This window comes from Nocardia grenadensis, assembly GCF_050942415.1.
GTDB classification, from domain to species: Bacteria; Actinomycetota; Actinomycetes; order Mycobacteriales; family Mycobacteriaceae; genus Nocardia; species Nocardia grenadensis.
The window spans coordinates 6,145,413-6,170,396 of sequence record NZ_CP192054.1; the positions used below are offsets into that span (position 1 = coordinate 6,145,413).

Sequence of the window (24,984 nt, forward strand, 5' to 3'; positions counted from 1 at the left end):
CTCCATACACTTGACGGTATGAAGGCGGCCGAATGGGATGCGCGCTATGTACAGAGCGACCTGGTGTGGGGCGCACCCCCGAACAACACGGTGGTGGAGTTCGTGCACGGTCTGGACCGGCGCGTCCCCCGCCTGCCCGGCCCCGACGGGGAGATACCGGATCTGCCCCGCGCACTCGACCTGGCCTGCGGCGAGGGCCGGAACGCACTGTGGCTGGCCACGCACGGCTGGCGGGTGCACGGCATCGACTTCTCCCAGGTCGGCATCGACAAGGGCCGAACCGTGGCGACCCGGCTCACCCGGTCGATCCGGGAACGGATCACCTGGCAGTGCACCGACCTCACCGATCCCGCGCTCGACCTCGGCGGCCCGTGGGAGTTGATCCTGCTGGTGTTCCTGCACCTCCCGGCTCCCGAACGGCGGCGGCTGCTCCGGCAGGCCGCCGCCGCGCTCGCCCCCGGGGGAATGCTGCTGGTGCTCGGTCACCACAGCGAGAATCCGGCACGGGGGTACGGCGGCCCCCAGGATCCGGCGATCCTGTTCACGCCGGAGGACGTCGTGGCGGATCTGGGTGCCGATTCCGGACTGGATATCGATACGGCCCGGGAGGTGCTGCGCCCGACCGAGGGCGGAGACGCGATCGATGCCCTGGTCGTGGCGCGCAAACCCATGCCGGAGCAGTAGCAGTGGCCCTGGTCAGGAACTCCACTGCCGGAACCAAGGCACGAGGGTTTCGGCGATGGTGTCGAAACCCTTCCGGAAGGAATGCGGCTGGCCCGGGATCACCCGCACCTCGGCGGCATCGGCGGCATCGGGGATGCCGAACGGGTCGCTCCCGCCGTTGATCACCACCACCTCCGCGGCGCCGGCGGCCAGTAGTTCGTCGCGGCGGGATTTCTCCGGCTTTCCGGGCGGATGCAGCGGAAACGAGAGGGCGACCACCCCGCGCGCGCCGACCTCGACCGCGGTCCGGCACGCCACTCGGGCTCCATTGCTGCGCCCGCCCTGTACCAGCGGCAGATCCGGGCCGAGCTGTGCGCGCAGAGCGGTGATCAGTTCCACCCAGGCCCGGTCCTGGGGCTCGGGTTTGCCGGGTGCGCGGCGTCCGGCCACCCGGTACGGCTGGAGCACCCGGGCCACCACTCCACCCGCGGCCAGCGCGGTATCGCGCACTGTGGTGATATCCGCGGAGTCCACCCCGCCGCCCGCCCCGTGGGTGAAGACCAGCAGAAACGCGGGAGCGTCCGGATAATCGATCTCCGCCTCCGCGGGCCCTGAATCCGTTTCGATCCGCACGCCCAACCCTAACGGGCCGGCCCGCCGCGAGCCGCACACCGCACGCGGGTGGAGGTACGCCGACCAGGAGGTTATGCTCGCGAGCCCAGCGCGACGGCGCCCGATATCGGACCGAAACCGCTGGTGAGGGGGTTGCGCCTGTTCCGCGCATCACAATGCGGCGCGACTCCGTTGCCGACAGCCTTACTCGCCGGTAATATAATCAATAAGTTACCCGCGAGTAGCCTGCCGTTATACGTCAGCTACCCGGCGGCAACCGACGGGCGGGAACGGTATGAATACCGACCGCACCCGACTCAACGGAGAGTGAGCATCACAATGGGTCATTACAAGAGCAACGTCCGCGACCTGGAGTTCAACCTCTTCGAGGTACTCGGCCTGGGCAGCATCCTGGAGTCCGGAGCCTACGGCGATCTCGACACCGACACCGTCAAGGAGATGCTGAACGAGGTCCGTCGCCTGGCCGAGGGACCGCTGGGCGAATCCTTCGCAGACGCCGACCGTAACCCGCCGGTCTTCGACCCGGAAACCCACACCGTCTCCCTCCCCGAATCCTTCAAGAAGAGCTACCGCACCCTGCAGGAAGGCGGCTGGGACTCCTACTCCGTCGACCCCGAGCTCGGCGGTATCGACTTCCCCCGCGCCGCCTACTGGGCCATCGCCGAACTGGTGCTCGGCGCCCAGCCCGCGGCCTTCATGTATGCCGCCGGCCCCGGCTTCGCCAATATCTTCTACAACAACGCCACCGAAGAGCAGAAGAAATGGGCCAAGATCGCCGTCGAGCAGGGCTGGGGCGCCACCATGGTGCTCACCGAGCCCGACGCCGGCTCCGATGTGGGCGCCGGCCGCACCAAGGCGGTCCAGCAGGAAGACGGCTCCTGGCATATCGAGGGCGTGAAGCGCTTCATCACCTCGGCCGATTCCGACGACCTGTTCCCGAACATCATGCACCTGGTGCTCGCCCGCCCAGAGGGCGCCGGCCCGGGCACCAAGGGTCTGTCGCTGTTCTTCGTACCGAAGTTCCACTTCGACCACGAGACCGGTGAACTGGGCGAGCGCAACGGTGTCTTCGTCACCAATGTCGAGCACAAGATGGGCCTGAAGGTCTCGGCCACCTGCGAGGTCACCTTCGGCGGCCACGGCGTCCCGGCCCAGGGCTGGCTCGTCGGCGAGGTCCACCAGGGCATCGCGCAGATGTTCGAGGTCATCGAGCATGCGCGAATGATGGTCGGCACCAAGGCGATCGCGACCCTGTCGACCGGTTACCTGAACGCACTGGAATACGCCAAGGAGCGGGTCCAGGGCGCCGACCTGACCCGGATGAGTGATAAGACCGCGCCGCGGGTCAGCATCACCCACCACCCGGATGTGCGCCGCAGCCTGGCCACCCAGAAGGCCTACGCGGAGGGCCTGCGTGCGGTGTATCTCTACACCGCCGCCCACCAGGACGCCGATATCGCGGCCGTTGTCTCCGGCGCGGACGCCGACACCGCCGCCCGCGTCAACGACCTGCTGCTGCCGATCGTCAAGGGCGTCGGCTCCGAGCGCGCCTACCAGTACCTGACCGAATCCCTGCAGACCCTGGGCGGTTCCGGGTTCCTGCAGGACTATCCGATCGAGCAGTACATCCGCGACGCCAAGATCGACTCGCTGTACGAGGGCACCACCGCCATCCAGGCCCAGGACTTCTTCTTCCGCAAGATCGCCCGCGATCGCGGTGTGGCCCTGGCGCACGTCGCCGGCCAGATCCAGAAGTTCATCGACGCCGAGGCGGGCAACGGCCGCCTCAAGGGTGAGCGGAAACTGCTCGCGACCGCGCTCGAGGATGTGCAGGCCATGGCCGCCACCCTCACCGGACACCTGATGGGTGCCCAGGAGCAGCCCGAAGAGCTGTACAAGGTGGGCCTCGGCTCGGTCCGCTTCCTGCTCTCGGTGGGCGACCTGCTCATCGGCTGGCAGTTGCTGCGCCACGCCGAGGTCGCGGGCGCGGCTCTCGACGCGGGCGCCGAAGGCGCGGACAAGAACTTCTACCAGGGAAAGGTCGCCGTGGCACAGTTCTTCGCCCGCAACATCCTGCCCGAACTGACCGCCACCCGCACTGTCCTGTCGAACCTCGACAACGACATCATGGAGCTCGACGAAGCCGCGTTCTGAGTTCTCTGGCGGCGGCGCGGGGGCGAGACCCCGTGGTCTCGCCGTTTCGGCCTCGAGCCGCGAGCGGTCGGCCTTCCCCGGAAGGCCGACCGTTGAGCATCTCCGGCCAAGGGACAGACCGGCCTCAACCCTTCGAGGTGTCTCGTAGAACCCGACGCATATGGTTACGTCGGGATTCGATGTCCAGATTCGATGCCGACCCGGCCGCACTGCCGGCCTCGTATCCGGTCCATTCATGGAGGCGGCGCCCGCTCTCACGGTCCTGGCGCGTCAAGGCGTCGGCGGGACACCGCTGCCCAGTCTTTGCTGTACCGCCTTCGCGGGTTGGCTGCTGCCGAGGTCGAGTGTTCGTCGGAGATTCGCGGAACAGCACGGCGAGTACGAGTATGCTCACCTGAGCCCGGAACCCACACAGCCTGTGGATGTTCCGAGGTTCGTGTGGTTCGTTTCTGTTGTGTCCGGCTCTGTTTCGGGAGGTTGTCGTGCGTGTCGGTCGATTGGGATCGGTTGTTGCCGCGGTGATGCTCGCCGCGCTCGTCACCGGCGGGGGCCCTGCCGCCGGACAGAGCGACTACGCGCAGACCGGGCTCACCCTGCACAACCAGTACCGGGCCAAGCATGGTTCTCCGGCCATGACCTCGACCCAGAGCCTGAATGACTCGGCCCGGAAATGCGCGCAGTACTACACCCAAAAGCGCACGATCGATCACAGCTGCCCCTACAAGAACGGGGCCGGGGAAAACCTCGTGGGGGGAGAGGGCAGCTGGGACGGTGTCTCCTTTGTTCAGATGGGCACGCAGATGTGGTACGACGAGGTCGAGGGCTACGACTTCAACAACCCCGGGTTCAGCATGGCGACGGGCCATTTCACGCAGTTGGTGTGGAAGGCCAGCACCCGACTCGGTGTCGGGTACGCCTCGGAGGGCGGCTACACCGCCGCCGTCGCTCTCTACAGCCCGGCCGGCAACGTTGAGGGGCAGTTCCCCGAGAACGTGGCACGCCCGCGCTGAGCCGGCCCTGCCCCCGGCATCCTCCCGGCCGTAGCGGCCGGGCAGGTGAACTGCAGCGTCGTTCTCCAGGTGAATTCGAACGTCAGGAGGACGTTGCAAGAGCCGGGAAACCAGACGGAAAGTAGAGTCACTCCGGGCGGCCAGAGCATCGACGGTGAGTGGTACCCGGTGCGGAATCCGCGGGCGTCGGTCTGCTGTGAGCGAAACGGGAGGGCTCGACCGACAGCGCGCTGGCAGGATGGGGGTCATGGAGAACGACTTGCGAGAAGCCGAGCGGCGACTTCAGGCCGCGCAGCTGGCTGGGGATGTCCAGATGCTGGATGAGTTACTCGATGATCGGTTGATCTTCACGCTCGGCGCCGACACGGTCACCAAGGCCGATGATCTCGAGCTGCACCGCACCAGGGCTCAGATCGTGAGCAAGCTCGAGGAAGAACAGCTGACGGTGCTGGTGGAAGGGACAACCGGGGTCACGTGGTTCCTCGGCCTCGTCGAAGGAAGCATTCACGGGTCACCATTCGCGGCCAGGATGCGTTACACCCGCACCTGGGCGCACGACGACTCCCGTGGCTGGCGGGTCGTCGCCGCTCACGCCTCGGCGGCCGAGTAATCCAACCTCGCTGTGGTGTACCCCGCTTGATTCGACATTCTGGGATCAGCTGGAACGCGTCCGGATTCAACGCCCGCGGCGGGTACTTCTCGCGCCGTCGCCGGCCGGCCACGCCGAACTCGCAACGTGGTCTTCACCCTTTGATATCCGACGATGCGCTTGTACTGCAGTTTCCGCCTGCCCGGGAGTCTCACCGGATCGCGGCATACAGCTGCATCTCGGTCTGACACGGCGGCAACGCCGATTCCTGGATTCGGGTTCTGGCGGGTGGATGCGGCAGGTGTTATCCGGAGCAACTGCTGCATCCATCATGGTTTTCTTCACGTGTCCGGCGATCAGGCTGCGGTGCCCGAGTCGTATTTCAGTGCGGGGCCGAGCAGCAGGCCGCCGTCGAGCACGAATTCCGAGCCGGTCGCGAAGCTCGCCTCCGGTGATGTGATGAACAGCAACAATCGCGAGATCTCCTCAGGATCGGCAAGTCTGGGGACGGCGAACGGGTCGGGTGTGTAGAAGTCGGAGATCGGACGCTCGCCGGGGGCCGCTGGTTCGTTGATCAGCGGCGTGGAGACGACACCGGGCGCGATGGAATTGACTCGGATGTTGTCGCGTCCGAGTTCGAGTGCTGCGGTCCGGGTGAGTCCGCGCAGGGCCCATTTGCTGGCGGTGTAGGGGGCGTAGAACGCGGTGCCGACGTGGGCCATCGTGGAAGCGATGTTCACGATGGAGCCACCGCCGGCAGCGCGCATGGACGGTGTCACGGCGCGGATGCCGAGAAACGCTCCGGTGAGGTTGACGTCCAGCACTGTCCGCCAGTCGCCGAGGTCGGTGTGCTCGATTTCGGCGGCCCGGTTCTGGATTCCGGCGTTGTTCACGAGGATGGTGATCGGTCCGAAATGCCGTTGTACCTGCTCGACCGCTGCGGTCCAGTCCTCTTCGCGGCTGACATCCAGGTGCACGAAGTGCGCCCGGTGGCCGAGTTCCGCGGCCGACGCCCGTCCGGCTTCGTCTTCGCGGCCGGTGAGCACGACCTGGGCGCCCTCGGAGTGAAAGGCGTGCGCATGGCGGGCACCTTGACCGCTGGTGGCCCCGGTGATGAGGACGGTGTGATTGTCGAAGCGCCCCATGAGGCTCTCCTTCCCGGAAAATGGTGAGTCGATCAACTCACCATTGCCAAGGTACGGATTCTTCCGTGGTGAGTCAAGTGACTCGCCTCAGGGTGTGGCATGCTGGTTCCATGACCACTGGGGCTCGGACGTATCACCAGCGCGTCGCCGCTGAGAAGCGTTCCGCCATCATCGAGGCAGCGGCCCGGCTGTTTCTGGACTCCGGTTACGACGGCACCTCACTGTCACGGGTCGCCGAAGAGGCCGGGGTGTCCAAAGCCACCTTGTTCAAGCAGTTTCCGACCAAGGCGGCACTATTCGAGGCGATAGTCACCGAATCGTGGAGCCCTGATTCGGGCGAGGAGACAGCCCCGCAGGCCGGTGATCTGCGCGCCGGTCTCACCGCTGTCGGGGGTCGCTATGCCACTCTTTTGAGCAGGCCCGGCATGGCGTCGCTGTTCCGCATCGTCATTGCCGAGCTGCCACGGTTTCCCGAGCTCGGCCAGACTCTTTTCCAGAAGGGCAAGATGCCCTACTTCACCTCGGTGCGCCGCTATCTGGAAGCCGAGCAGGACGCCGGCACAGCACTACCCCACGACAGCGTGACCGGCGCCACCCAGTTCCTGGGAATGATCTCCGATTACGTTTTCTGGCCGCGGATGCTGCTGGTGGATTGGAATCCCGGGCCTGCCGATATCGACAGGGCGGTGAGCCAGGCGGTGCAGACCATGGTGGCGCGTTACGGCACCCCCGACGACAGTATGCGCTGAGGCCGAGCCCACATAGTCGACACACCCATTCATCCCTGACTGTCTGCTGCGCACGCTCTTCTTCGTCGCGCCGGATCAGCGCGTTCGGGGCCTCGACCCCGCGACGCCGAAACCACAGCACCCCGCGGGGCGGCTGTGATCATGGCAAGATGACCCCCTGAGTCGCCGCGCCGCCCAGCAGGAGGACATCGAGATGACCCCCCGCCCGCTGTCCCTTCTAGTCCGTACCGGAGTCGCCGGTGCTGTCGCGGCCCTGGTGCTGGCCGGTCCGGCGGTAGCGGATCCGAACAATGTGAACCCGATTCCCGGTATCAACGGCGAACCCCGTGGTCTGCCGACGCTACCTGGGGACACCCAGGCCATCTACCAGGTGACGGGTATGGACAGCCCCAACCGGACGCAGCAGGTGAATGTGCTGGGCACCGATCTGGGGGTGATGTGGGACGACGGGGCGGGCACGCTGTTGACCGCGTTCGGCGATTCCGCGGGACTCGGAGTGCCGAACCTGCTGGCCGGCAGTGTGTGGGCGTGGACCAGCAATGCCCTGTTCTTCAGTCACACCAAGGATCCGGCCCAGGGCATCGTTTTCGACGGCGCGGTCCCGAATCCGCTGCCCAGCCCGAAGATCCCGGGTGTCGAGATCAGTTTGATCCCGACCGCCGGTATCTCGGTGGGCGGTGTGCAGTACCTGAGCATGATGTCGGTGCGGGAGTGGGGCGATCACGGTCTGTGGACCACCAACTTCGCCACCCTCGCCGCGTCCGGCGATGGCGGACGGACCTGGGCCCAGCTGCCGACCACGCGCCGGGCGAATGTGGACGGACATGAGCGGTTCCAGCAGAACGCGTTCGTGAAGGACGACGGATTCGTGTACCGGTACGGCACTCCGGCGGGCCGTAACCATCCCGGGTACGTGTCCCGGGTACAGGAGGCCGATATCACGAATATCGACGCCTACGAGTACTGGGACGGGCACGGCTGGAAGCCCGGCGACGCCAAGGCGGCCGCACCGGTCGTCGACGGGGTGGCCGAGCTGTCGGTGCAGTGGAACGACCATCTGCGCAAGTTCGTGATGCTGACGACGGATCCGTACAACTCGGTGGTGCTGCGCACCGCGGACGCGCCGGAGGGTCCGTGGAGCACACCCCGGGTGCTGCTGGAAGCGGCCGCGCTGCCGACGGCCTACGCGCCGATGATCTTCCCGTACCAGACCGGCAGCGACCTGTACTTCCTGCTCACCGTGCACCGCCAATACAACGTGCTCTTGATGCGCACGCCGCTGTAGCTCCTTCGGATACGACAGTGCCCGCCCCGGCTTCCGGGGCGGGCACTGTCGTATCTCAGCGAGATCCGGGGCGGCTGCTCGGCCGGCTGCTCGGAGCGGTGCTGCCGGGCTGGCTGCCGCCGCTCGGCTCGTCGGTGGATTCTTCCGCCTTCTCCTTGTCCGGCGATTCGCATTTGACCTCCGGCACCGGGTCGTATTTCACGGTCCGGGTGTGGCGGGAGATCTCGGCGCCGGTGTTGATATCGGTGATCACCCGGGTGTCGGAGGTGGTGAACCCGGGAGCGCCCGTGGAGGCGATGCAGTCGTCGCCCTCGGGCAGGGTGATGGTTTCCGGTTCGGTCGGCTTGGTCCGGTCGCCGGTGAACGATTCCACGTTCACCGTTTTGGTACCCCAGATGCGAACGGTCACCTGGGAGCTGTCGGCGACGGCCTGGATGTAGATGCCGTGCGGAGTGTTGTTCCGGAACTGCAGGTCGATGGCGCCGTCGAACACGGTCGCTTCCCGGGCTGCCGGATAGCGCGAGATGTAGTAGCTGTGTTCGGTGTGGCCGGCGTCCTCCAGGCCCGCGAAGTAGGCCGCGTTGTAGAGCGTGGTGGCGAACTGGCTGATCCCACCGCCCACGGCCTTGCTGGGCCGGCCGTGGTCGATGATGCCCGATTCCACATAGCCTTCGGCGGCGGTGCGCGGTCCGGTGTGGGTGTTGAGCGAGAAGGTGTCGCCCGGTTTGACGACTGCGCCGTCGACCTCCTGGGCGACCGTGCGGATATTCACGCCGGACGGGCCGGTGAAACCGCTGGTGGTGAACTCGCCCATTGTCTCGTTGATACCGAGTGCCTCGGCGGCCTGCGTGGTGAGTTTGGGTTCGATTCGCTCGTAGATCGCCGGTGTGGTGCGCGGGGCGCCGGTCGCGGCGAGCATCGCCGGCAGCTGATCCAGGGTTTTGGCCCAGTTGACCTTGTCGCCGACCACGGCGGGCACCACGGTGGGCGCACCGGAGAAGGTGAAGGTCGCGTCCTCGGGTTCTACCTCGGTATCGGCCAGCTGGGGGGCGAGCAGATCGGTGGCCACCTTGTGGTCGAACTCGACCCGCAGCCCGCCGTGCCCGTCCGGTACGAATCCGATGATGGTGGCGATCTGCTCCGGGCTCAGAGCGGCGGTGGCCCCCTCTTTACCGGTGTAGGACACCGGAGCGCTCACCGCGGGTTCGGCGATCTGGTGCATGGCCGCATCGATCGCGTCCTGGCGGACGGCGGGCGGTGCCACGGCGACCGGCAGATCCAGGGTGCTCGCGGTCGCCCACTGCTCGGTGATGACCGTACGTGCGGCGGCGACGTCCAGGACCCGGCCGGAGACGGGGTTCACCTCGATCGGCCGCGTGCCCTCGAAATGGATACCGCCTTCGACGGGCGGCTGGTCGTGCACCTTCAGTTCGTCGAAGGTCCGGCTCATTGCCGTCTCGTCGACCGAGCTGGCCACCGTGACCTCGCGGGTGGCCACGAAGGACAGCAGCCGCGACGCCGGATTGAGCGGCTGACCGCCCACTCGCTCCCAGGTCGCCTCCCAGTCCACGCCGAGACCGGCCGCGGCCGGAACCAGCTCGGTCTGCACATCGCCGATCTTCACCGGGACGACTTCGCCCGAACGTGGATCGAGTGTTGCCTGCAGCTTCGCGCGGGCATCGTCCTTGTCCATCCCACCGATGGCGATGTCGGCGACCTCGACACCGCGCGGAATCTTGCCCGAGGTCAGCACCAGGTCGGCGATATAGCCAACGAGCGCGACACCGAACACGATCGCGGCGACCAGCAGGACGCGCCGGGCGTTCGCGGAGTCGCGGAGCCAGGTACGAGCGGCGGAGAAACGGCCGTTGTCGTCGCCGGACCCACCGGTACCGCGGCCCCCACCCGGGCCGCGCGGCGGTGTGGGCGGCCCGGATTTGTCACCGTGGGCGAGGATATCGGCGCTGGTCGGATTGTTCGGATGGCCCGGCCAGGAGGACGGGCCCCCGGAGAGCCGCTTGTTCAGCGCGCCCGAATCGAAAACCTCGGTCGGCGCATCGTCCGGGTCCGCGTCGGCGAACGCGGCGGGCGGGGGCGCGGCGGTGGGCAGCGAGAACTGCTGAGTGGTGTACTCGGGCCCGGTGGGGTCGGCCGGGGCGGGGCCGGAGGGAGCGGACGGTCCGTTGTCGGGGCGCCGAGCGGGGCCGGGAACGCCGCCGGGACCCGAGGGGGCACCCGGGGCGGGGGACGGGCCGGGACCGGAGGCCGCCGGACCGCCGGAGCCGCGTGGGGTCCTGGCGTCGGAGGGCACTACTGGCCCGGCACCGTTGGCAGGCCGGGCGTCGGGCGGGCCGGCCGGTCCAGGACCGTTGGCAGGCCGGGCGCCGGAAGGACCGGGACCGGAAGGGCCCGGGGCGCCCGGCCCGGGTGGCCCCGCCCGGCCGGCCGGCCGGGGGGCATCCGCGGCGTGCGGCAGGGTATGGGGAGAAGCGGCGCCGGACACCGAACCCGCCGACGAGGGGTCTTGGTCCGCCGCGGACCGCTGCGCCGCGGAGCCGGCGCTGGGATTCAGCCAGGAGCTGCCCCCGCGCCAGCCGGACGCGACATTGCCGGCCTGTTCGACCGGTTCGGTCGGTGCGGGCGACTGCTGCCCCTGCTGGGCGCGGCCGCTGTCGAGCAGCTGACGTAGGCCGCCGTCGACCGGCTGCGGGCGGCCGTGGTCGCGTCTGTCACCTCGGTCGGTGCTCGATTCGCTGCTCACGAACCGTCCTCCCCAATCGATACTTCGGGGACTCGCGGGGTGCGAGCCTTCGCCAACGATAGTTGTCCGAACTGTAATCTTCAGTGCCGGATCCATCACAGCTGCGCCATCTGGATAGCCACTGACGTCACAGATGGGACATATCGCCCGAACAAAGCCCTGGACAGCAAAGTGGCCCCGTGCAGTCGCCGGGTCGGGGGTCAGGCGATTGCACGGAGCCGACCTGTATATCGGTGCCACGCGCGGGTCGTTACACACGCACTCGGCGAAAGTTCTCGAGGGGGCGGGCACAATCGGGGGCGGCATGCGATCCGACCTCTATGAGTAAGGGGACGCGAGATGCAGTTGGGCATGATCGGGCTCGGCCGGATGGGGGCGAATATCGTGCGGCGGATCGTCGCGGCCGGTCATACGGCGGTCGGCTGCGAACGCCACGCCGAGGTGATCGACAACCTCGCCGCCGAACTCGGTGACAGCTTCCGGGGCAGCACCGACCTGGCGGAGTTCGTCGCCGATCTCGACGCACCTCGCGTGGTGTGGGTGATGATCCCGGCCGGTCTCACCGGCCGCACGGTGGACCAGCTGGCGGAACTGCTGGAACCCGGCGATATCGTCATCGATGGCGGCAACAGCCGGTATCACGACGATATAGCCCGCGCCGCGCAGCTGACCCCGCTCGGTATCCACTACCTCGATATCGGGACCTCGGGCGGGGTGTTCGGCCGCGACCGCGGATTCTGCCTGATGATCGGCGGCGAGGCGGCGCCGGTGCGGTACGTGGAACCACTGCTGCGGGCCATAGCGCCCGGCGTGGCGGCCGCGCCACGGACCCCGGGACGTGCCGGAGAGCCCGGACCGGCCGAAGAGGGTTACCTGCACTGCGGTCCCGCGGGGGCGGGCCATTTCGTGAAAATGGTGCACAACGGGATCGAGTACGGCCTCATGGCGGCCTACGCCGAGGGGTTCAACATCATGCACAAGGCCGACTACGGCAACCGCGCCGGCGGCGAGTACTCCGCGGAGGAGACCCCGCTCGAACATCCGGAATACTACCGGTACGACATCGATATCGCGGAGGTCGCCGAGGTCTGGCGGCGCGGGTCGGTGGTGGCGTCCTGGTTGCTCGACCTCACCGCGACCCAACTGCACGCCGACCCGAATCTGGATTCCTTCGGCGGCCGGGTCTCCGATTCCGGCGAGGGACGCTGGACCCTCGACGCCGCGGTGGATATCGGAGTACCGGCTCCGGTGCTCTCGGCGGCACTGTTCCAGCGTTTCGCTTCACGCGGTGAATCGACGTACGCGGACCAGACGCTGTCCGCGATGCGCGAAGCCTTCGGCGGGCATCACGAAATACCCGGGTCGGGCTGACACTGCCGAAGTGGTCGGGAATGGTCGTCGGCGGTGACGTCATTGTCGGGGCCGACCGCCCGGTCCGGATGGTGAGCATTGCCCGGAAGCGGCGGTCGGGCAGGGATCGGGGCGTCCGAATGCATTTCGAGAAGTCGCGTTCGGACCGGATCTATGGTGTGCGGTGTCCAGAGCGCCTGGGTGGGTGCCAAGATCGGTGGGCTCATCGGGATGACGCGCACCTGCCCGTTGTGAATCGGGCCAGGGTCGGAGGTGACGAAGGCATAGCCGTCGGGATACACCGCCGGCGCGGTGGTCGGCGGGGTGCCCTGGATCCTGTTGACGACCACGGTGGGGTCGAACCCGGCTCGGCGACAGTGTGAGACCAGGTAGTCGGTGTAGAAGGAATGGTGTTCGGGCGCCCACACGATCAGGGGATAGGGCTCGAGATCCCGCATTTCCAGAAGCGAGGCGCTCGCCAGCGGATGGGAAGTCGCCACCGCGATATGCAACGGACGGTAGGTCACGATACTGGTGGCGAGGTCGCGAGGGGTTTCGATACCTCGACGAAGGACGATGTCGAGGCGCCCCTCGGTGAGTTCTCGGGCGATCGCGTCCGGATAGATCGCCACTGCCGTAGCCGCCAGATCCGGCTGTTCGACGATCAGTGGCCGGAGTAGTTCGAACACTTCGCCACTGCTGATCGCCGGCGTGTGGCCGATCAGGAACGGTCGGCGGCGTGGCGCGCCGGCTTCGCGGGCGCGGCGACCGATATGGGTTGCCGCGGCCAGCAGCGACGGTGCCGCGGCATACAACTCACGGCCGGCTTCGGTGAGTCGGAGACTTCGCTGCGAGCGGTCGAACAGAGCGACACCCAGTTCTCGTTCCAGGTTGCGCAAGGCCGAGGAGAGTGCCTGCTGGGTGATGTACAGGCCGCCGGCCGCCGCAGTGATGCTGGGAGCCTCGACTGTCGCGACGAACTGACGCAGCCGCCGTAGATCCACCAGCTGACTGTCTCTGCCGTCTTCCTGCTCCGCGGACGTGTTCTCTGCCGACATCGGCACAACCTTTGCTTGTCGACTCACACCTATTTGGTGATTGCCACTTGTGGATGTCGATCCTAGCGTGGCAATGGTCAGAGACAAGAAGAGACGAGGCCGGAGGAGCGCGCATGATCGAAGATCTGAGTGGCAAGAAGGCCGTGGTGGCCGGCGGCGCGAAAAATCTCGGCGGTCTGATCAGCCGGCAGCTCGCGCAGGCGGGCGCGGACGTCGCCGTCCACTACAACAGCGACTCGAGCGAGTCCGATGCCGACAAGACAGTCGCGTCCGTCCGCGAAGCGGGCCGGCGAGCGGTCAAGATCCAGGGCGACCTCACCGTCCCCGCCAATGTCACCGCGCTGTTCGACCAGGCCGCACAGGAACTGGGTGGGCTCGATATCGCAGTGAACACAGTCGGCAAAGTGCTACGCAAACCGATCGTGGAGACCACCGAGGACGACTACGACTCGATGTTCGCCATCAACGCCAAGTCCGCCTACTTTTTCATCAAGGAGGCCGGCCTGCATCTGGGTGACAATGGCAAGATCATCACCATCGTCACCGCACTGCTGGGAGCGTTCACCGACGGATACTCCACCTACGCCGGGGGCAAAAGTCCGGTGGAGCACTTCACCCGGGCCGCGGCCAAGGAGTTCGCCGATCGACTGATCTCGGTGAACAGTATTGCCCCGGGACCGATGGACACACCGTTCTTCTATCCGCAGGAGACAGACGAGCGGGTGGAGTTCCACAAGAGCCAGGCGATGGGCGACCAACTCACCCAGATCGAAGATATCGCCCCGATCGTGCACTTCCTGTGCACACAGGGCCGGTGGATCACCGGCCAGACCCTGTTCGCCAACGGCGGCTACACCACCCGATGAGCGCGGCGCGGTAAGGAGTGGCGGCGGACACCGGCGCCGAGGTGCGGTGCGTCGCCCACGTCCGGGGCGCACCGCAACCGCATCCACACCCCGCCACCTTGCTCGTGTTTCGATGACAGCAAGGCACCTACGTCACGGAAGGACGCCATACCCATGGCCGATGAGCTGACGATCCCGAGCCCGGTCGACACCTTGATCGATGTGGTCAATCGCCACGAGGCCGATCGCTTCCTCGATTTGTTCACCGAAGACGGCTTTGTCGACGACTGGGGCCGCACCTTCACCGGGCGAGACGCGATCGCCGCCTGGAGCGAGCGGGAATTCATCGGATCCGACGGCACCCTCACGCCGCGACAGGTGACCGTCGATGACGGCAACGGCGAGGTCACCGTGATCGGCGACTGGCGCAGCAACCACGCCAACGGTCTTTCCCGATTCACCTTCGGTACTCGTGGCGACCACATCGCGTCGATGACGATCCGGGAAGGCCGAAATCCGTAGTGACCCGGGCACCGCACGCCGCCGGGCCTGCGTGCGCGGCCGGAGCCGGGACCGCGTGCGCACGGACGAATCGCGGGAACGGAAAGGAGGTGCCCCGACCTTTCGGATCGGGGCACCTCCGGTCCCCCTGCGCCGGTCCGGGTTCCATCACGGCTGTGGGCGCTTCCCTCACCCGCCGGACGGTCCCGTACCGGGCCGGTTCAGCGCTCCAGAATGGCGACCACGCCCTGGCCGCCCGCGGCGCAGATCGAGATGAGCGCCCGGCCCGACCCCTTCTCCGCCAGCTGCTTGGCGGCCTGGGCGACGATCCGGCCGCCGGTGGCGGCGAACGGGTGCCCGGCGGCCAGCGAGGAACCGTTGACGTTCAGCTTGGTGCGGTCGATCGAACCGAGCGCCCCGTCGAGGCCGAGCCGCTCCTTGCAGTACTGATCCGATTCCCAGGCCTGCAGGGTGGCCAGCACCACCGAGGCGAAGGCCTCGTGGATCTCGTAGAAATCGAAATCCTGCAGCGTCAGGCCGTTGCGGGCGAGCAGCCGCGGCACCGCGTAGGTGGGGGCCATGAGCAGGCCGTCGGGGCCGTGGATGTAGTCGACCGCGGCGACTTCGCTGTCCACCAGATGCGCGAGCACCGGCAGATTGCGCTCGGCCGCCCATTCGTCGCTGGACAGCAGCACCGCCGACGCGCCGTCGGTGAGCGGAGTGGAGTTGCCCGCCGTCATGGTGGCATCGCCCAGCTTCACCCCGAAGACCGGCTTCAGTGTGCCCAGCTTCTCCAGCGAGGAGTTCGGGCGCAGGTTGTCGTCGCGGGTGAGGCCGAGGAACGGGGTCACCAGATCGTCGAAGAAGCCGCGCTCGTAGGCGGCGGCCATATTCTTGTGCGAGAGATAGGCCAGTTCGTCCTGGGCGTCCCGGGAGACCCCGAACTCCTTGGCGGTGATGGCCGCGTGCTCGCCCATCGACAGACCGGTGCGGGGTTCGGCATTGCGCGGGATCTCGATACCGACCATGCCCGGACGCAGCTGTCCGACCAGTTTCAGCCGCTCGGCATTGGTGCGGGCGCGGTTGATGTTCAGCATCCACTCGCGCATTCGTTCACTGACCCCGATGGGCGCGTCGGAGGTGGTGTCGGTGCCGCCACCGATACCCACTTCGATCCGGCCGGCCGCGATCGCGTCGCCGACGGTGACGACCGCCTGCAGGCCGGTACCGCAGGCCAGCTGCAGATCGTGGGCGGGGGTGTAGGGGCTGAGCCGGCTACCCAGCACGCTCTCCCGGATCAGGCCGTGCTCGCCGACCCGTTTGAGCACCGCGCCGCCGGCGACCATGCCCAGCCGTTCCGATCGCAGACCGAAGCGGCTCACCAGCCCGTCCAGCGTGGCGGTGAACATGTCCTGGTTGGAGGCGTGGGCGTAGGCCTTGTCGGAACGCGCGAACGGGATGCGGTTACCGCCGAGGATCGCTACCGGACGGGTCGAACGGGATGTGGTGGTCACTCGGGTCTCCCAGGTTGTCGAGTTGGCGAGAGGGTCGGGTGCTCCGGGCCCGGGCCGCGGCTGCGCGTCGCGGCTTCCGACGCCCGCCCGCGCTCGGTTTACGATAAACTTACTCCGGAGTAAGTTCAATGTCGACACCGCCTCCGGCGCCCGCGGGCCGGCCGCCCGCCGAGCCCCGCACTCGATGCAGGCCGGCGGCGTGATGGCACCGGACGAGCGGGTATCGGGGAACTACCGGTACCTACACCACATCGAGCAACAGAAAAGGTGGGAACTGTGGCAGCCAAGAGCAAGGGTGCACCCAACCTCTACGGATCGTTCGTCAACTCCGCGCCGGGCGGGTTCCTCGCGAACAAGCTGGGCCTGCCGAAACCGGAGAAATTGCGGCGCTATGTGGCCGGTGAGCCGCCGCTGCCGGGGCCGGTACTGCTCGGCGGTAAGGGCCGGGTCGCCGAACCCCTGCGGGCGCTGCTGGCCGAGGACTACACCTTCGCCGATTCCCACACCACCGGAACCAAGTACGGCGCACTGGTCTTCGACGCCACCGGGATCGGCAGCATCGAGGATCTGTCGCAGCTGTTCGAGTTCTTCCAGCCGGCGATGCGCAGTATCGCCCCGTCGGGCCGGGTCCTGGTCATCGGCACCACCCCCGAACTCGCCGGCAACGTGGACGGCCAGATCGCCCAGCGCGCGCTCGAGGGGTTCACCCGGTCGGTGGGCAAGGAACTGCTGCGCGGTGCCACCGCGCAGCTGGTGTACCTGCACCCCGACGCCTCCCCCGCAGCCACCGGTCTCGCCTCGACCCTGCGGTTCGTGCTCTCCGCCAAATCGGCGTTCGTGGACGGTCAGGTGATCCGCGCCGGTAAGGACGACGCGGTCGCGCCCGCGAACTGGGACAAGCCGCTCGACGGCAAGGTCGCCGTGGTCACCGGCGCCGCCCGCGGTATCGGCGCCACCATCGCCGAGGTCTTCGCCCGCGACGGCGCGAAGGTCATCGTCGCCGATATCCCGGCCGCCGGAGAGGCCTTGGCCGAGACCGCGAACAAGGTGGGCGCCACCGCACTGGCACTCGACGTCACCGCACCCGATGCCGCGCAGCGGCTCGCCGAATTCGCCACCGAACGTTTCGGCGGGATCGACATCATCGTGCACAACGCCGGGATCACTCGCGACAAACTGCTCGCGAATATGGACGAGGGCCGCTGGAACGCCGTCCTGAACGTGAACCTGGCCGCGCCACACCGCATCACCCAAGGCCTGGTGGCCGCGGGCGCGCTGAAGGAGGGCGGCCGGGTGGTGGACGTCTCCTCCATCGCCGGTATCGCCGGTAACCGCGGGCAGACCAACTACGGCGCCTCCAAGGCCGGCGTCATCGGCATGGTGAACGCCGAGGCCCCCGAACTGGCCGAGAAGGGCATCACCATCAACGCCGTGGCACCCGGTTTCATCGAGACCGCCATGACCGCCGCGATCCCGCTGGCGACCCGGGAGGGCGGCCGGCTGATGGCCTCCCTGAACCAGGGCGGCCAGACCATCGACGTCGCCGAAACCATCGCCTACTTCGCCAGCCCGGCCTCGAACGCGGTGAACGGCAATATCGTCCGGGTCTGCGGCCAGAGCATGATCGGCGCATGATGACCGAGACCATCTCCCTCGACGCACCGCCGAAGAACGGCGGCCTGTATGTCCAGGCCGTGCTCGGCGCGATACCGCTGGTCTCGGCGCGGAATTCCGAGATCCCGGACCGCGCCGTCCGGCTCGACGGCTACCGGGTCGACCCGGAACACCTGGCGGCCTACTGCGCGGCCACCGAGTTGCGCTTCGGCGACACCCTCCCGCTGACCTACCCGTTCATCATCACCTTCCCGCTGGTGATGAAACTCGTGGTGCAGCGCGACTTCCCGTTCGTGGCGGTCGGCGCGGTGCACGCGGAGAACCTCATCGAGCGCACCCGGGAGATCTCGGTGAGCGAACCGCTCGATATCACCGCGCATATCGAGAACCTGCGGGAACACCCCAAGGGCCTGCTGGTCGACGCGATCAGCGAGATCCGGGTGGGCCGGGAACTGGTGTGGCGGCAGGTCACCACCTTCCTGCACCAGCAGAAGACCTCGCTGTCGGGCGGTCCCAAACCCGAACCGAAACCCGAAGAGGTGCCGCCACCCCCGCTACGGACGTGGAAAGTGGACCAGAAGACGATCACCCGCTACGCGAACGCCTCCGGTGATCAGAACCCAATCCACACTTCGGCATTGGGTGCCAAAGCTTTCGGCTTCCCCCGGGCGATCGCACACGGGATGTGGTCGGCGGCAACGATCCTCGCCACGGTCGAGGGCCGGGTCCCGGACAAGGTCTCCTACGCGGTGAAATTCGGCAAACCGATCCTGCTGCCGTCCACCGTGAACGTGTACGCGGATCAGGTCGAGCAGGGTTGGGATCTGGCGCTGAAGCATCCGAAGAAGGGCTACCCACACCTCACCGCCACCCTGCGCTGACGGACCCCACGCGAACCCCGCTCCGGAAGCTTCGGGGCGGGGTTCGTATCTCTATATCCTCACGGCCATGCCTCGAGCAGTTCGTCCGGCGTCAGCACCCGCACACCCGTGGTCGAGCCTCCCGCGCGCGCGACGGCCAGCATCGGAGTATCGACATCGGCGCCCGGTAGTTGTGACCGGTGGGTGATGAGAGCCGCGAGGTCACGCTGATCGAACGGTTTCTTCTCCAGCCACTTCACCGATCCCACACACGTGATCCGCTGGGCGATCGGCCCCCGGTCTGCAGCGACGATATCTATCTCCGGGTTGTTCGTCCGAGTCCAGTAACCGCCGATCGCTCCCGTCCCCTCGGGCAGGTACCTGTCCACACCCCGCCACAGCGCTTCCCGGATCACCGGCTCCACGGCCCGGCCCCGCCAGGAAGTCCAGCCCGCCCGGATGGTCTCGAGTACCCGATCCCCCCGTCCACGTTCGATTGCGGGCATACCGGGTCCGAGGAAGTACAGCCAGAACCGCAGATAGGGATCTTCGACGCGATAGCGGGTTTCCTTGCTCGGCCGCACCGAGAGCGGACGTTCGGCGGCCACCACCCGTCGGTCGGTGAGCAGCCCGAGCGATCGAGTGAGCGAGGTCGGGGCCAAATCGCCGGCTGCCCGGCCGATGAGACTAAAAGTTCGCTCGCCGTGACCGATCGCGCCGAGAACCGTGCGCGCCTGCGCCTCGGTCGGAAATTCGGCAGCCAGTGCCCGTTCGGCACTGACCAGCAGGGCCGAGGTGGGGTGGCGGAGCGCGTAGTCGAGGTATTCCCACAGACCCGCCCCCCGCGGCCACTCCTCGAGAATCAGCGGCAGACCGCCACTGATCAGGTACGCGTCGAACGCATCGGCCGGCCGGAGATCGAGCACAGCCGCGACATCGCGCGGATTCATCGGGGGCACGATCATTTCGGTACCGCGCTGATAGAACGGCCGACCGTAGGTGTTGAGTTTCTCCATCATCGCGATATCGGAACCGATGAGCACCAGCAGCACCGGCAACTTCGACAGGGTCCGATCGAAAACCTTCTGTAGCGTGCCCTCGAACGCCCGATCTTCCCGCACCAGATAAGGCATCTCGTCCAGGACGACCACGCTCGGACGATCCCGAGGAAGCACGGTGGCGAGTAGGTCGAACGCGGCCCGCCACGTCTTCGGCGCCGCGAACTCCGAGACCCGTTCGGCGCCAGGTAGGTCCGAGTCGGCGATATCGGAAACAAACCCCGCCAAGTCCTCGTCCCGCGATCCCCCCACCGCCGTGAAGAACACGTGCGGCACCCGAGCCCGATCCAGAAACTCTTCAACGAGCCGCGACTTCCCCACCCGCCTGCGGCCCCGGATCAATACCGCTCGCCCCGGCCGCCCCGACCTACCGCCCCCGCGCACCGGCTCGAGCAGTTCGTCGAGAAGGGCGAGCTCGGTGCGCCGCCCAATAAATCCGTCCACAGTACCTCCTGAGATACTATCATCAACGATAGTATCATCCATGGCAGTCTCTGGCGGTACTGACTCCTGCCTGTCGCCACGCCGAAGCCGGGCTCGGCGCCACGGGCCGAGGCTATCGGCCGGCGACGGCAGGTCGAAGACCTCGGCACCCGCTGAGGGACGGGCTACCGAGCCCGTCACCGTCACCGTCACCGTCACCGTCACCGTCACCGAAGCCAACCACCATCGGCGGCGAGGATATCGGCCAATCCGCTTACTGCCAGCCAACACCGCTCGGCTCTGATCTCGGCCGCGCTGAGATGCGGACAACCACCACCTCGGCGTCGTGCTCGAAGAGGTGCTGAACGGCGATCAGCGTGGCCAGTCTCGGCGCCGAAGGTGCGGTGATCGTGAATACCACCTCCAAGTGGTGACGAGCGACGAGGCCGTCCATGTCGGGTGTGTCGGTGTTGTACCTGCCCACGACGATCGCGCGTCGTCGATTCTCGGTGGTCACGGTCGGCTCTCCCTACCGACAGGGCATTCACGGACCGCCGCGACCAGCGCCATCCCCGACGGCGGCTGCGTCACGGTGACGCGGGGTTGCGCTATCCAGGTACGAAACGCCGCGCTACGTCGGGTCGGTACGGGCAACACGATGGCGCCGCTCCGTACCACCGATACGTTGCGCCGGAACATCTCGGCGAAAAGCGGGGTCTCGTAGGGGATGTCGGGAGTGATCAGAAATGTCCACCGGCCCGAACGGGGATGCGAGATCACCGGCCCTGAAGTCAGGCCACGCCCGAACAGTAATCGACGTGCCGCCGTACCCAACTCGGCGGGCATCGTGACTGCACCGACGTGAGGCCCGGCCGCGATGACGATCCTTTGTGGTTCTGACTGCACCACTGCCGCCAGTCCGCACGAGCGGTAGAAGGCGCACCGAGTCGTGGGCGTATCTCCGGTGTTGAACCCTGCTTTCTCATCCATAATGAAGCGCCATTCGGTTCGGCGGCAAGGGCGTGACAGGTGCGGAGAGCAGCGAGACTTCGATCGATGTGTGGTTCGCGATCCCGGTACGCCCGGCACCGGACTGCCGAGACGGTGCCTGTTCCAGCAGATACGGATCTGCCGGTCTCGATCTTCCGGATCGCTGCCCGGGGGACCGAACCGAATTTGGCATCGAGGAGGTCGATCAGAGTTTCGGTTCGGGCGCGGGCCTCACCACGAGCCTCACCAATGGCCTCACCTTCGGCGCGGAGCCGTTCGGCGGTTGTCATCAATGCCTCCTTGGCTCGGGGACCCAACTGCTCGATCACGGGGTCGAGACCGTCTTCGGTTGTGTCGCCGACTTGCAGGATACGGCCGCGAAACTACCCGCAAGAGCCGACAAACAAAGGCGCCCCGGACCTTTCGGTCCGGGGCGTCTTCGCTGTGCTCGTACGCTCAGAGGTTCTTCGGGAGTTTGATGGTCTCCGTCGGAGCGTCCGCGTTACCCGTGCGGGGCAGCGTGGTGGTCGGGGCGTCGTCCGCTGCGACCGTGGAACCGCCGGTGGGGCGCCGGGCCGGGCCGGTGGGGCGGGCCGGCTGACCGCCGCGGCCGCCGGTGACGCCGAGCACGATTCCGGCGATCAGCGCGATCACGCCGAGGATGCCGAAGACGATCGGCAGGACGCGGCCGAACAGCGACAGCTTGTCGATATTGTCCTTGGCCACGGCGAGCTGGGATTCCACGGTGTCGGTGTCGAAGACCATATTGGCCTTGAGGGCGGGCACCTCCACCTTGTCGGCGGTGCGGCTGTAGAAGATATTGAGCTGTTCGCCGCCCTTGACGATGGTGCCGGTCTCCGGCTCGACCCAGACGTCGCGGGTGTTGCCGTAGAAGCGGTACATGGTGACCGGTTCTTCGCCGCCTTCGACGCCCCACTTGGCGGCGGGCAGTTCCAGTTTGTTGGTCGGCGCCTTGGAGACGTCGGCCAGCTTGGTCACCGGGACCTCCTGCCGGAAGTGGTAGACCTTGGTGCCGTTGATCTCGGTCTCTTCCTGGAACACCATGTCGGTGGTGGTCCGGGCGAGCACGTCGAAGTAGGGGTAGGTCTTCTGCTCGGTGCCGATCGGGAACCGGTACTGCAGCCCCGTGTGCTGTACCGGATCGGCGATGCTCTCACCCTTGGAGTTCGTGGTGATCGCGATCGACCCGTTGGGATCGGTGGCCACCGGCTCACCGGTCGTGCGGTCGATGGTGACCCGGTCGACGTAGGCGGTCAGCACGCCGGTATCGCCGGATTTGTCGATCCGGCGCAGGGTGTTACCGGCCTGGATGGTCATCTCGTCGGCGTTGGAGGGGTCCTCGACGGTGAGGAACCGCTGCGAGACCAGCGGTACATTCTTGTTGACCTCGGCCGAGCGCCCCTCGGCCGTCAGCGATGAGGAATCCAGGACCAGGCTCTCCTGGTCTTTCTGGTTGACCGCGACGGTGGTGATCTCGAGGTCGAGAGGAGTCTTGGCCATCTTGCTGACGGTGTAGGTGGGGATCATCAGCGCGGCGACGATAAGCAGCGCGCCGAGACCCACGAGCACGCAGGCAACCGTCCTTCTGGTTCCGGCACTCAGTGCCATGCAAACTCTCCTCGTCGTAGAACACAGGTCGTTCCGCGGGTACAGCGGGGCGCCGCGGCACTCGTGAGCCCTGACACTAACAGCCTGGACGTTCCCCAGGGGTTGGCGAGGCCGGAATCCGACCGAAATCGGGGGGAGTTTGACCCGCATTGTGAAATACCGGCTTCCTACGAGCACAGACGGCCCGGCAGACTGGGACCCGATGGCGACCACTCCGACCACCGATACCGGCCCCTGGCACCCCGCCGACCAGGCCGAACACCAGGCCGCAGCCGGTCATGGCCCGGCGCCGGCGGGGACGGCGCCGGTACCGGCCGGGCGTCAGCGGGGCTTTCTTCCCGCGCTCGAGGGTATGCGCGGTCTGGCCGCCCTCGGTGTGCTGCTCACCCATGTGGCCTTCCAGACGGGTGCCACCGGGATTCCCGCGCTCGGCCGCCTGCTGGAACGCTTCGATATGGCGGTCGCGGTGTTCTTCGCGCTGTCCGGCTTCCTGCTGTGGCGTCCGCACGCACTCACCGCCCGCGGCCTCGGCGAGGCCCCCGGTCTCGGCTACTACCTGCGCCACCGGGTGGCGCGGATCGTGCCCGCCTACTGGGTCGTGGTGTGCGCGGTACTGATCCTGGTCCCGGCCGCCGCCGGTACCGCCGGGCTGCAGGTGTGGATCTCCAACCTGCTGCTCCTCCAGGTCTTCGTACCGCTCACACTGACCGACGGGCTCACCCAGATGTGGAGTCTGTCGGTCGAGGTGGCCTTCTATATAGCGCTGCCGCTGCTGGCCTGGCTGCTGCACAGGTTGCGAGGCCGCGCGGCCACAGCACGGGTGCCGGCCGTCCTGCTACTCGGGCTGGTCTTCCTCTGCTGGAACTTCATCCCGGTACCGACCCCGGATGCCATCCACGCCGACAACTGGCTGCCCGCCTATATCCCCTGGTTCGCGGGTGGCATGCTGCTGGCCGAGCTGACCTGTGACGACCGGTGCCGGGCACACCTGCGGCTGCTGGGCAACCAGCGGCTGATGTGGGCGATCGCGGCCGTGGCGTTCGTGGCGTCGGCGACCCGCCTGGGCGGAGTCGCCGGGCTGACCCGGGCCGAGCCCTGGCAGTACGCCGTGAAGATGGGCCTCGGCGCGGTGATCGGGTTCGCCCTGCTGGCGCCGCTGGTACTGGGACCGCCGGACAAACCGCATCGCTGGCTGACCGCGACGCCGGTCGCGACGGCGGGACGCTGGTCCTACGGGATCTTCATCTGGCATCTGGCCGTGCTGTCGGTGATCTTCCCGGTATTCGGCATCCTGCCGTTCAACGGCAATTTCGGGGTGGTGCTGGTACTGACGGTGGCGTTCACGCTGCCGATCGCCGCGGCGAGCCACGCCCTGGTGGAGGAGCCGTGCCGGCAGTGGGCGCGGCGGCGGGACCGGCCGCGGCCCGCGAAAACCTGACCCGGCGGCTCAACAGTCGCATCCGCAGCCGTCGCAGCAGCAACCGGCACCGCAGCACTATTCGGGCGACTCGCCCGTTTCCGTGCTGTCCGGCGCGCCGGGTTTGCGGCCGGACAGACCGCGCCAGGCCAATGCGTCGAGCAGATCCACGGCTTCGGCCACATCGATGCGGCCGTCGGCGACGGAATCGGCGATGGCCTCACCCGCGCCGATCACCGCGACCGCGACGATATCGAAGTTGGTCCCGGGTTCGGCGTGTTTGGCGCTGGACTCCAGCAGTTTGGCGGTCAGCTCGATAACCCGCTCCCGGGCGTTCTCGATCTCCGAGGCGAAGGCCTGCTGGCCGAGCGCCTGACGGTAGAGGACCTGCCAGGAGTTGCGGTGGGTATCGACGAAGCCGAGAAAACCCTCCAGGGCGGTGCGCAATTGTTCGTGCGGGCTGAGCAGCGGGTTGCCGGCAGGTGCGACCGATTCGAGGAAGCGCAGCCCCTCCCGCTGGATACAGGCGCGGAACAGTTCGTCCTTGGAGCCGTAGTAGAGGTACAGCATCGGTTTGGAGATCTCGGCTTCGGCGGCGATGGCGTCCATGGAGGTCTCGTGGAAGCCCTTGCGCGAGAAGACCTCGACCGCGGCATCGAGCATCTGCTGCTCGCGCACCGCTCTCGGAAGCCTTTTCGTACCGCCCGCCATCACGTTCTCCTACCGCAGTGAGCTC

Annotated in this window: 21 protein-coding genes; 12 read left to right on the forward strand and 9 right to left on the reverse strand. The window is 67.3% G+C overall.

All coding sequences use genetic code 11. The annotated features are described in order from the left end of the window. Window positions 1-18 precede the first annotated feature (18 nt). Window positions 19-684 carry a class I SAM-dependent methyltransferase gene (locus ACQPYS_RS28130; RefSeq protein WP_063040855.1) on the forward strand — a complete coding sequence of 222 codons (666 nt, stop codon included), beginning with the start codon at window positions 19-21 and terminating at the stop codon, window positions 682-684. Window positions 685-696: 12 nt separating this feature from the next. Here ACQPYS_RS28130 and ACQPYS_RS28135 read toward each other — a convergent pair whose 3' ends face one another. Further along, window positions 697-1,296, reverse strand: a complete 600-nt coding sequence (locus ACQPYS_RS28135) for an alpha/beta hydrolase family protein (protein WP_063040857.1) — start codon at window positions 1,294-1,296, stop codon at window positions 697-699. A gap of 318 nt (window positions 1,297-1,614) precedes the next feature. On the opposite strand from ACQPYS_RS28135, the gene ACQPYS_RS28140 reads away from it, so the two are divergent. From ACQPYS_RS28140 to ACQPYS_RS28150, 3 genes are all read left to right on the forward strand, one after another. Continuing rightward, on the forward strand, window positions 1,615-3,450 hold the full coding sequence (locus ACQPYS_RS28140; RefSeq protein ID WP_063040859.1) for an acyl-CoA dehydrogenase: 1,836 nt from the start codon (window positions 1,615-1,617) through the stop codon (window positions 3,448-3,450). Window positions 3,451-3,932: 482 nt separating this feature from the next. Then, the gene (locus ACQPYS_RS28145) at window positions 3,933-4,460 is read left to right on the forward strand and encodes a CAP family protein (RefSeq protein ID WP_433491276.1); all 528 of its coding nucleotides are present in this window, start codon (window positions 3,933-3,935) and stop codon (window positions 4,458-4,460) included. A 247-nt stretch (window positions 4,461-4,707) separates the two neighbouring features. Beyond that, window positions 4,708-5,070, forward strand: coding sequence for a nuclear transport factor 2 family protein (locus tag ACQPYS_RS28150; protein ID WP_063041019.1), 363 nt, complete (start codon window positions 4,708-4,710; stop codon window positions 5,068-5,070). A gap of 335 nt (window positions 5,071-5,405) precedes the next feature. Here the strand turns inward: ACQPYS_RS28150 and ACQPYS_RS28155 are convergent, their stop codons facing one another. After that, window positions 5,406-6,194: a glucose 1-dehydrogenase gene (locus tag ACQPYS_RS28155; RefSeq protein ID WP_063040863.1), complete on the reverse strand. Its 789-nt coding sequence runs from the start codon at window positions 6,192-6,194 to the stop codon at window positions 5,406-5,408. Between the two features lie 110 nt (window positions 6,195-6,304). Between ACQPYS_RS28155 and ACQPYS_RS28160 the strand changes: the two genes are divergently transcribed. Then, window positions 6,305-6,943 carry a TetR/AcrR family transcriptional regulator gene (locus ACQPYS_RS28160; protein WP_431939287.1) on the forward strand — a complete coding sequence of 213 codons (639 nt, stop codon included), beginning with the start codon at window positions 6,305-6,307 and terminating at the stop codon, window positions 6,941-6,943. 193 nt (window positions 6,944-7,136) lie between these two features. Further along, window positions 7,137-8,228 carry a DUF4185 domain-containing protein gene (locus ACQPYS_RS28165; protein ID WP_063040865.1) on the forward strand — a complete coding sequence of 364 codons (1,092 nt, stop codon included), beginning with the start codon at window positions 7,137-7,139 and terminating at the stop codon, window positions 8,226-8,228. 55 nt (window positions 8,229-8,283) lie between these two features. Here ACQPYS_RS28165 and ACQPYS_RS28170 read toward each other — a convergent pair whose 3' ends face one another. Then, complete coding sequence (locus ACQPYS_RS28170) at window positions 8,284-10,989, reverse strand: VanW family protein (protein ID WP_433491277.1); 2,706 nt, start codon at window positions 10,987-10,989, stop codon at window positions 8,284-8,286. Window positions 10,990-11,328: 339 nt separating this feature from the next. Here ACQPYS_RS28170 and gnd point away from each other — a divergent pair, with 339 nt between their 5' ends. Next, on the forward strand, window positions 11,329-12,360 hold the full coding sequence (gene gnd, locus ACQPYS_RS28175; RefSeq protein ID WP_431939290.1) for a phosphogluconate dehydrogenase (NAD(+)-dependent, decarboxylating): 1,032 nt from the start codon (window positions 11,329-11,331) through the stop codon (window positions 12,358-12,360). Here the strand turns inward: gnd and ACQPYS_RS28180 are convergent. Beyond that, window positions 12,336-13,397, reverse strand: a complete 1,062-nt coding sequence (locus ACQPYS_RS28180) for a LysR family transcriptional regulator (RefSeq protein WP_084481680.1) — start codon at window positions 13,395-13,397, stop codon at window positions 12,336-12,338. The genes gnd and ACQPYS_RS28180 overlap by 25 nt on opposite strands. Window positions 13,398-13,510: 113 nt before the next feature. Between ACQPYS_RS28180 and ACQPYS_RS28185 the strand changes: the two genes are divergently transcribed. Further along, window positions 13,511-14,263, forward strand: coding sequence for an SDR family oxidoreductase (locus tag ACQPYS_RS28185; protein WP_063040871.1), 753 nt, complete (start codon window positions 13,511-13,513; stop codon window positions 14,261-14,263). A 153-nt stretch (window positions 14,264-14,416) separates the two neighbouring features. Continuing rightward, entirely contained in the window at window positions 14,417-14,764 is a 348-nt protein-coding gene (locus ACQPYS_RS28190) for a nuclear transport factor 2 family protein (RefSeq protein WP_063040873.1), read from the forward strand. A gap of 200 nt (window positions 14,765-14,964) precedes the next feature. Here the strand turns inward: ACQPYS_RS28190 and ACQPYS_RS28195 are convergent, their stop codons facing one another. Continuing rightward, the gene (locus tag ACQPYS_RS28195; RefSeq protein WP_063040875.1) at window positions 14,965-16,257 is read right to left on the reverse strand and encodes an acetyl-CoA C-acetyltransferase; all 1,293 of its coding nucleotides are present in this window, start codon (window positions 16,255-16,257) and stop codon (window positions 14,965-14,967) included. A 276-nt stretch (window positions 16,258-16,533) separates the two neighbouring features. Here ACQPYS_RS28195 and ACQPYS_RS28200 point away from each other — a divergent pair, with 276 nt between their 5' ends. Beyond that, on the forward strand, window positions 16,534-17,892 hold the full coding sequence (locus ACQPYS_RS28200; protein WP_433491278.1) for a 3-oxoacyl-ACP reductase: 1,359 nt from the start codon (window positions 16,534-16,536) through the stop codon (window positions 17,890-17,892). Continuing rightward, window positions 17,889-18,752, forward strand: a complete 864-nt coding sequence (locus ACQPYS_RS28205) for a MaoC family dehydratase (protein ID WP_433491279.1) — start codon at window positions 17,889-17,891, stop codon at window positions 18,750-18,752. Before ACQPYS_RS28200 ends, ACQPYS_RS28205 begins: the two co-directional genes overlap by 4 nt. 59 nt (window positions 18,753-18,811) lie before the next feature. On the opposite strand, the gene ACQPYS_RS28210 is transcribed toward ACQPYS_RS28205, so the two are convergent. The 3 genes from ACQPYS_RS28210 to ACQPYS_RS28220 form a co-directional block, all read right to left on the reverse strand. Beyond that, the gene (locus ACQPYS_RS28210; RefSeq protein ID WP_433491280.1) at window positions 18,812-20,233 is read right to left on the reverse strand and encodes an ATP-binding protein; all 1,422 of its coding nucleotides are present in this window, start codon (window positions 20,231-20,233) and stop codon (window positions 18,812-18,814) included. Between the two features lie 253 nt (window positions 20,234-20,486). Continuing rightward, window positions 20,487-20,729 (reverse strand): hypothetical protein, encoded by a 243-nt coding sequence (locus ACQPYS_RS28215; RefSeq protein ID WP_433491281.1) that lies wholly within the window; start codon window positions 20,727-20,729, stop codon window positions 20,487-20,489. A gap of 929 nt (window positions 20,730-21,658) precedes the next feature. Beyond that, complete coding sequence (locus tag ACQPYS_RS28220; RefSeq protein ID WP_063040891.1) at window positions 21,659-22,831, reverse strand: DUF3068 domain-containing protein; 1,173 nt, start codon at window positions 22,829-22,831, stop codon at window positions 21,659-21,661. Window positions 22,832-23,183: 352 nt separating this feature from the next. On the opposite strand from ACQPYS_RS28220, the gene ACQPYS_RS28225 reads away from it, so the two are divergent. Continuing rightward, complete coding sequence (locus ACQPYS_RS28225) at window positions 23,184-24,269, forward strand: acyltransferase family protein (protein WP_433493148.1); 1,086 nt, start codon at window positions 23,184-23,186, stop codon at window positions 24,267-24,269. A gap of 57 nt (window positions 24,270-24,326) precedes the next feature. Here ACQPYS_RS28225 and ACQPYS_RS28230 read toward each other — a convergent pair whose 3' ends face one another. Next, complete coding sequence (locus ACQPYS_RS28230; protein ID WP_431939300.1) at window positions 24,327-24,959, reverse strand: TetR/AcrR family transcriptional regulator; 633 nt, start codon at window positions 24,957-24,959, stop codon at window positions 24,327-24,329. Between the last annotated feature and the right edge of the window lie 25 nt (window positions 24,960-24,984).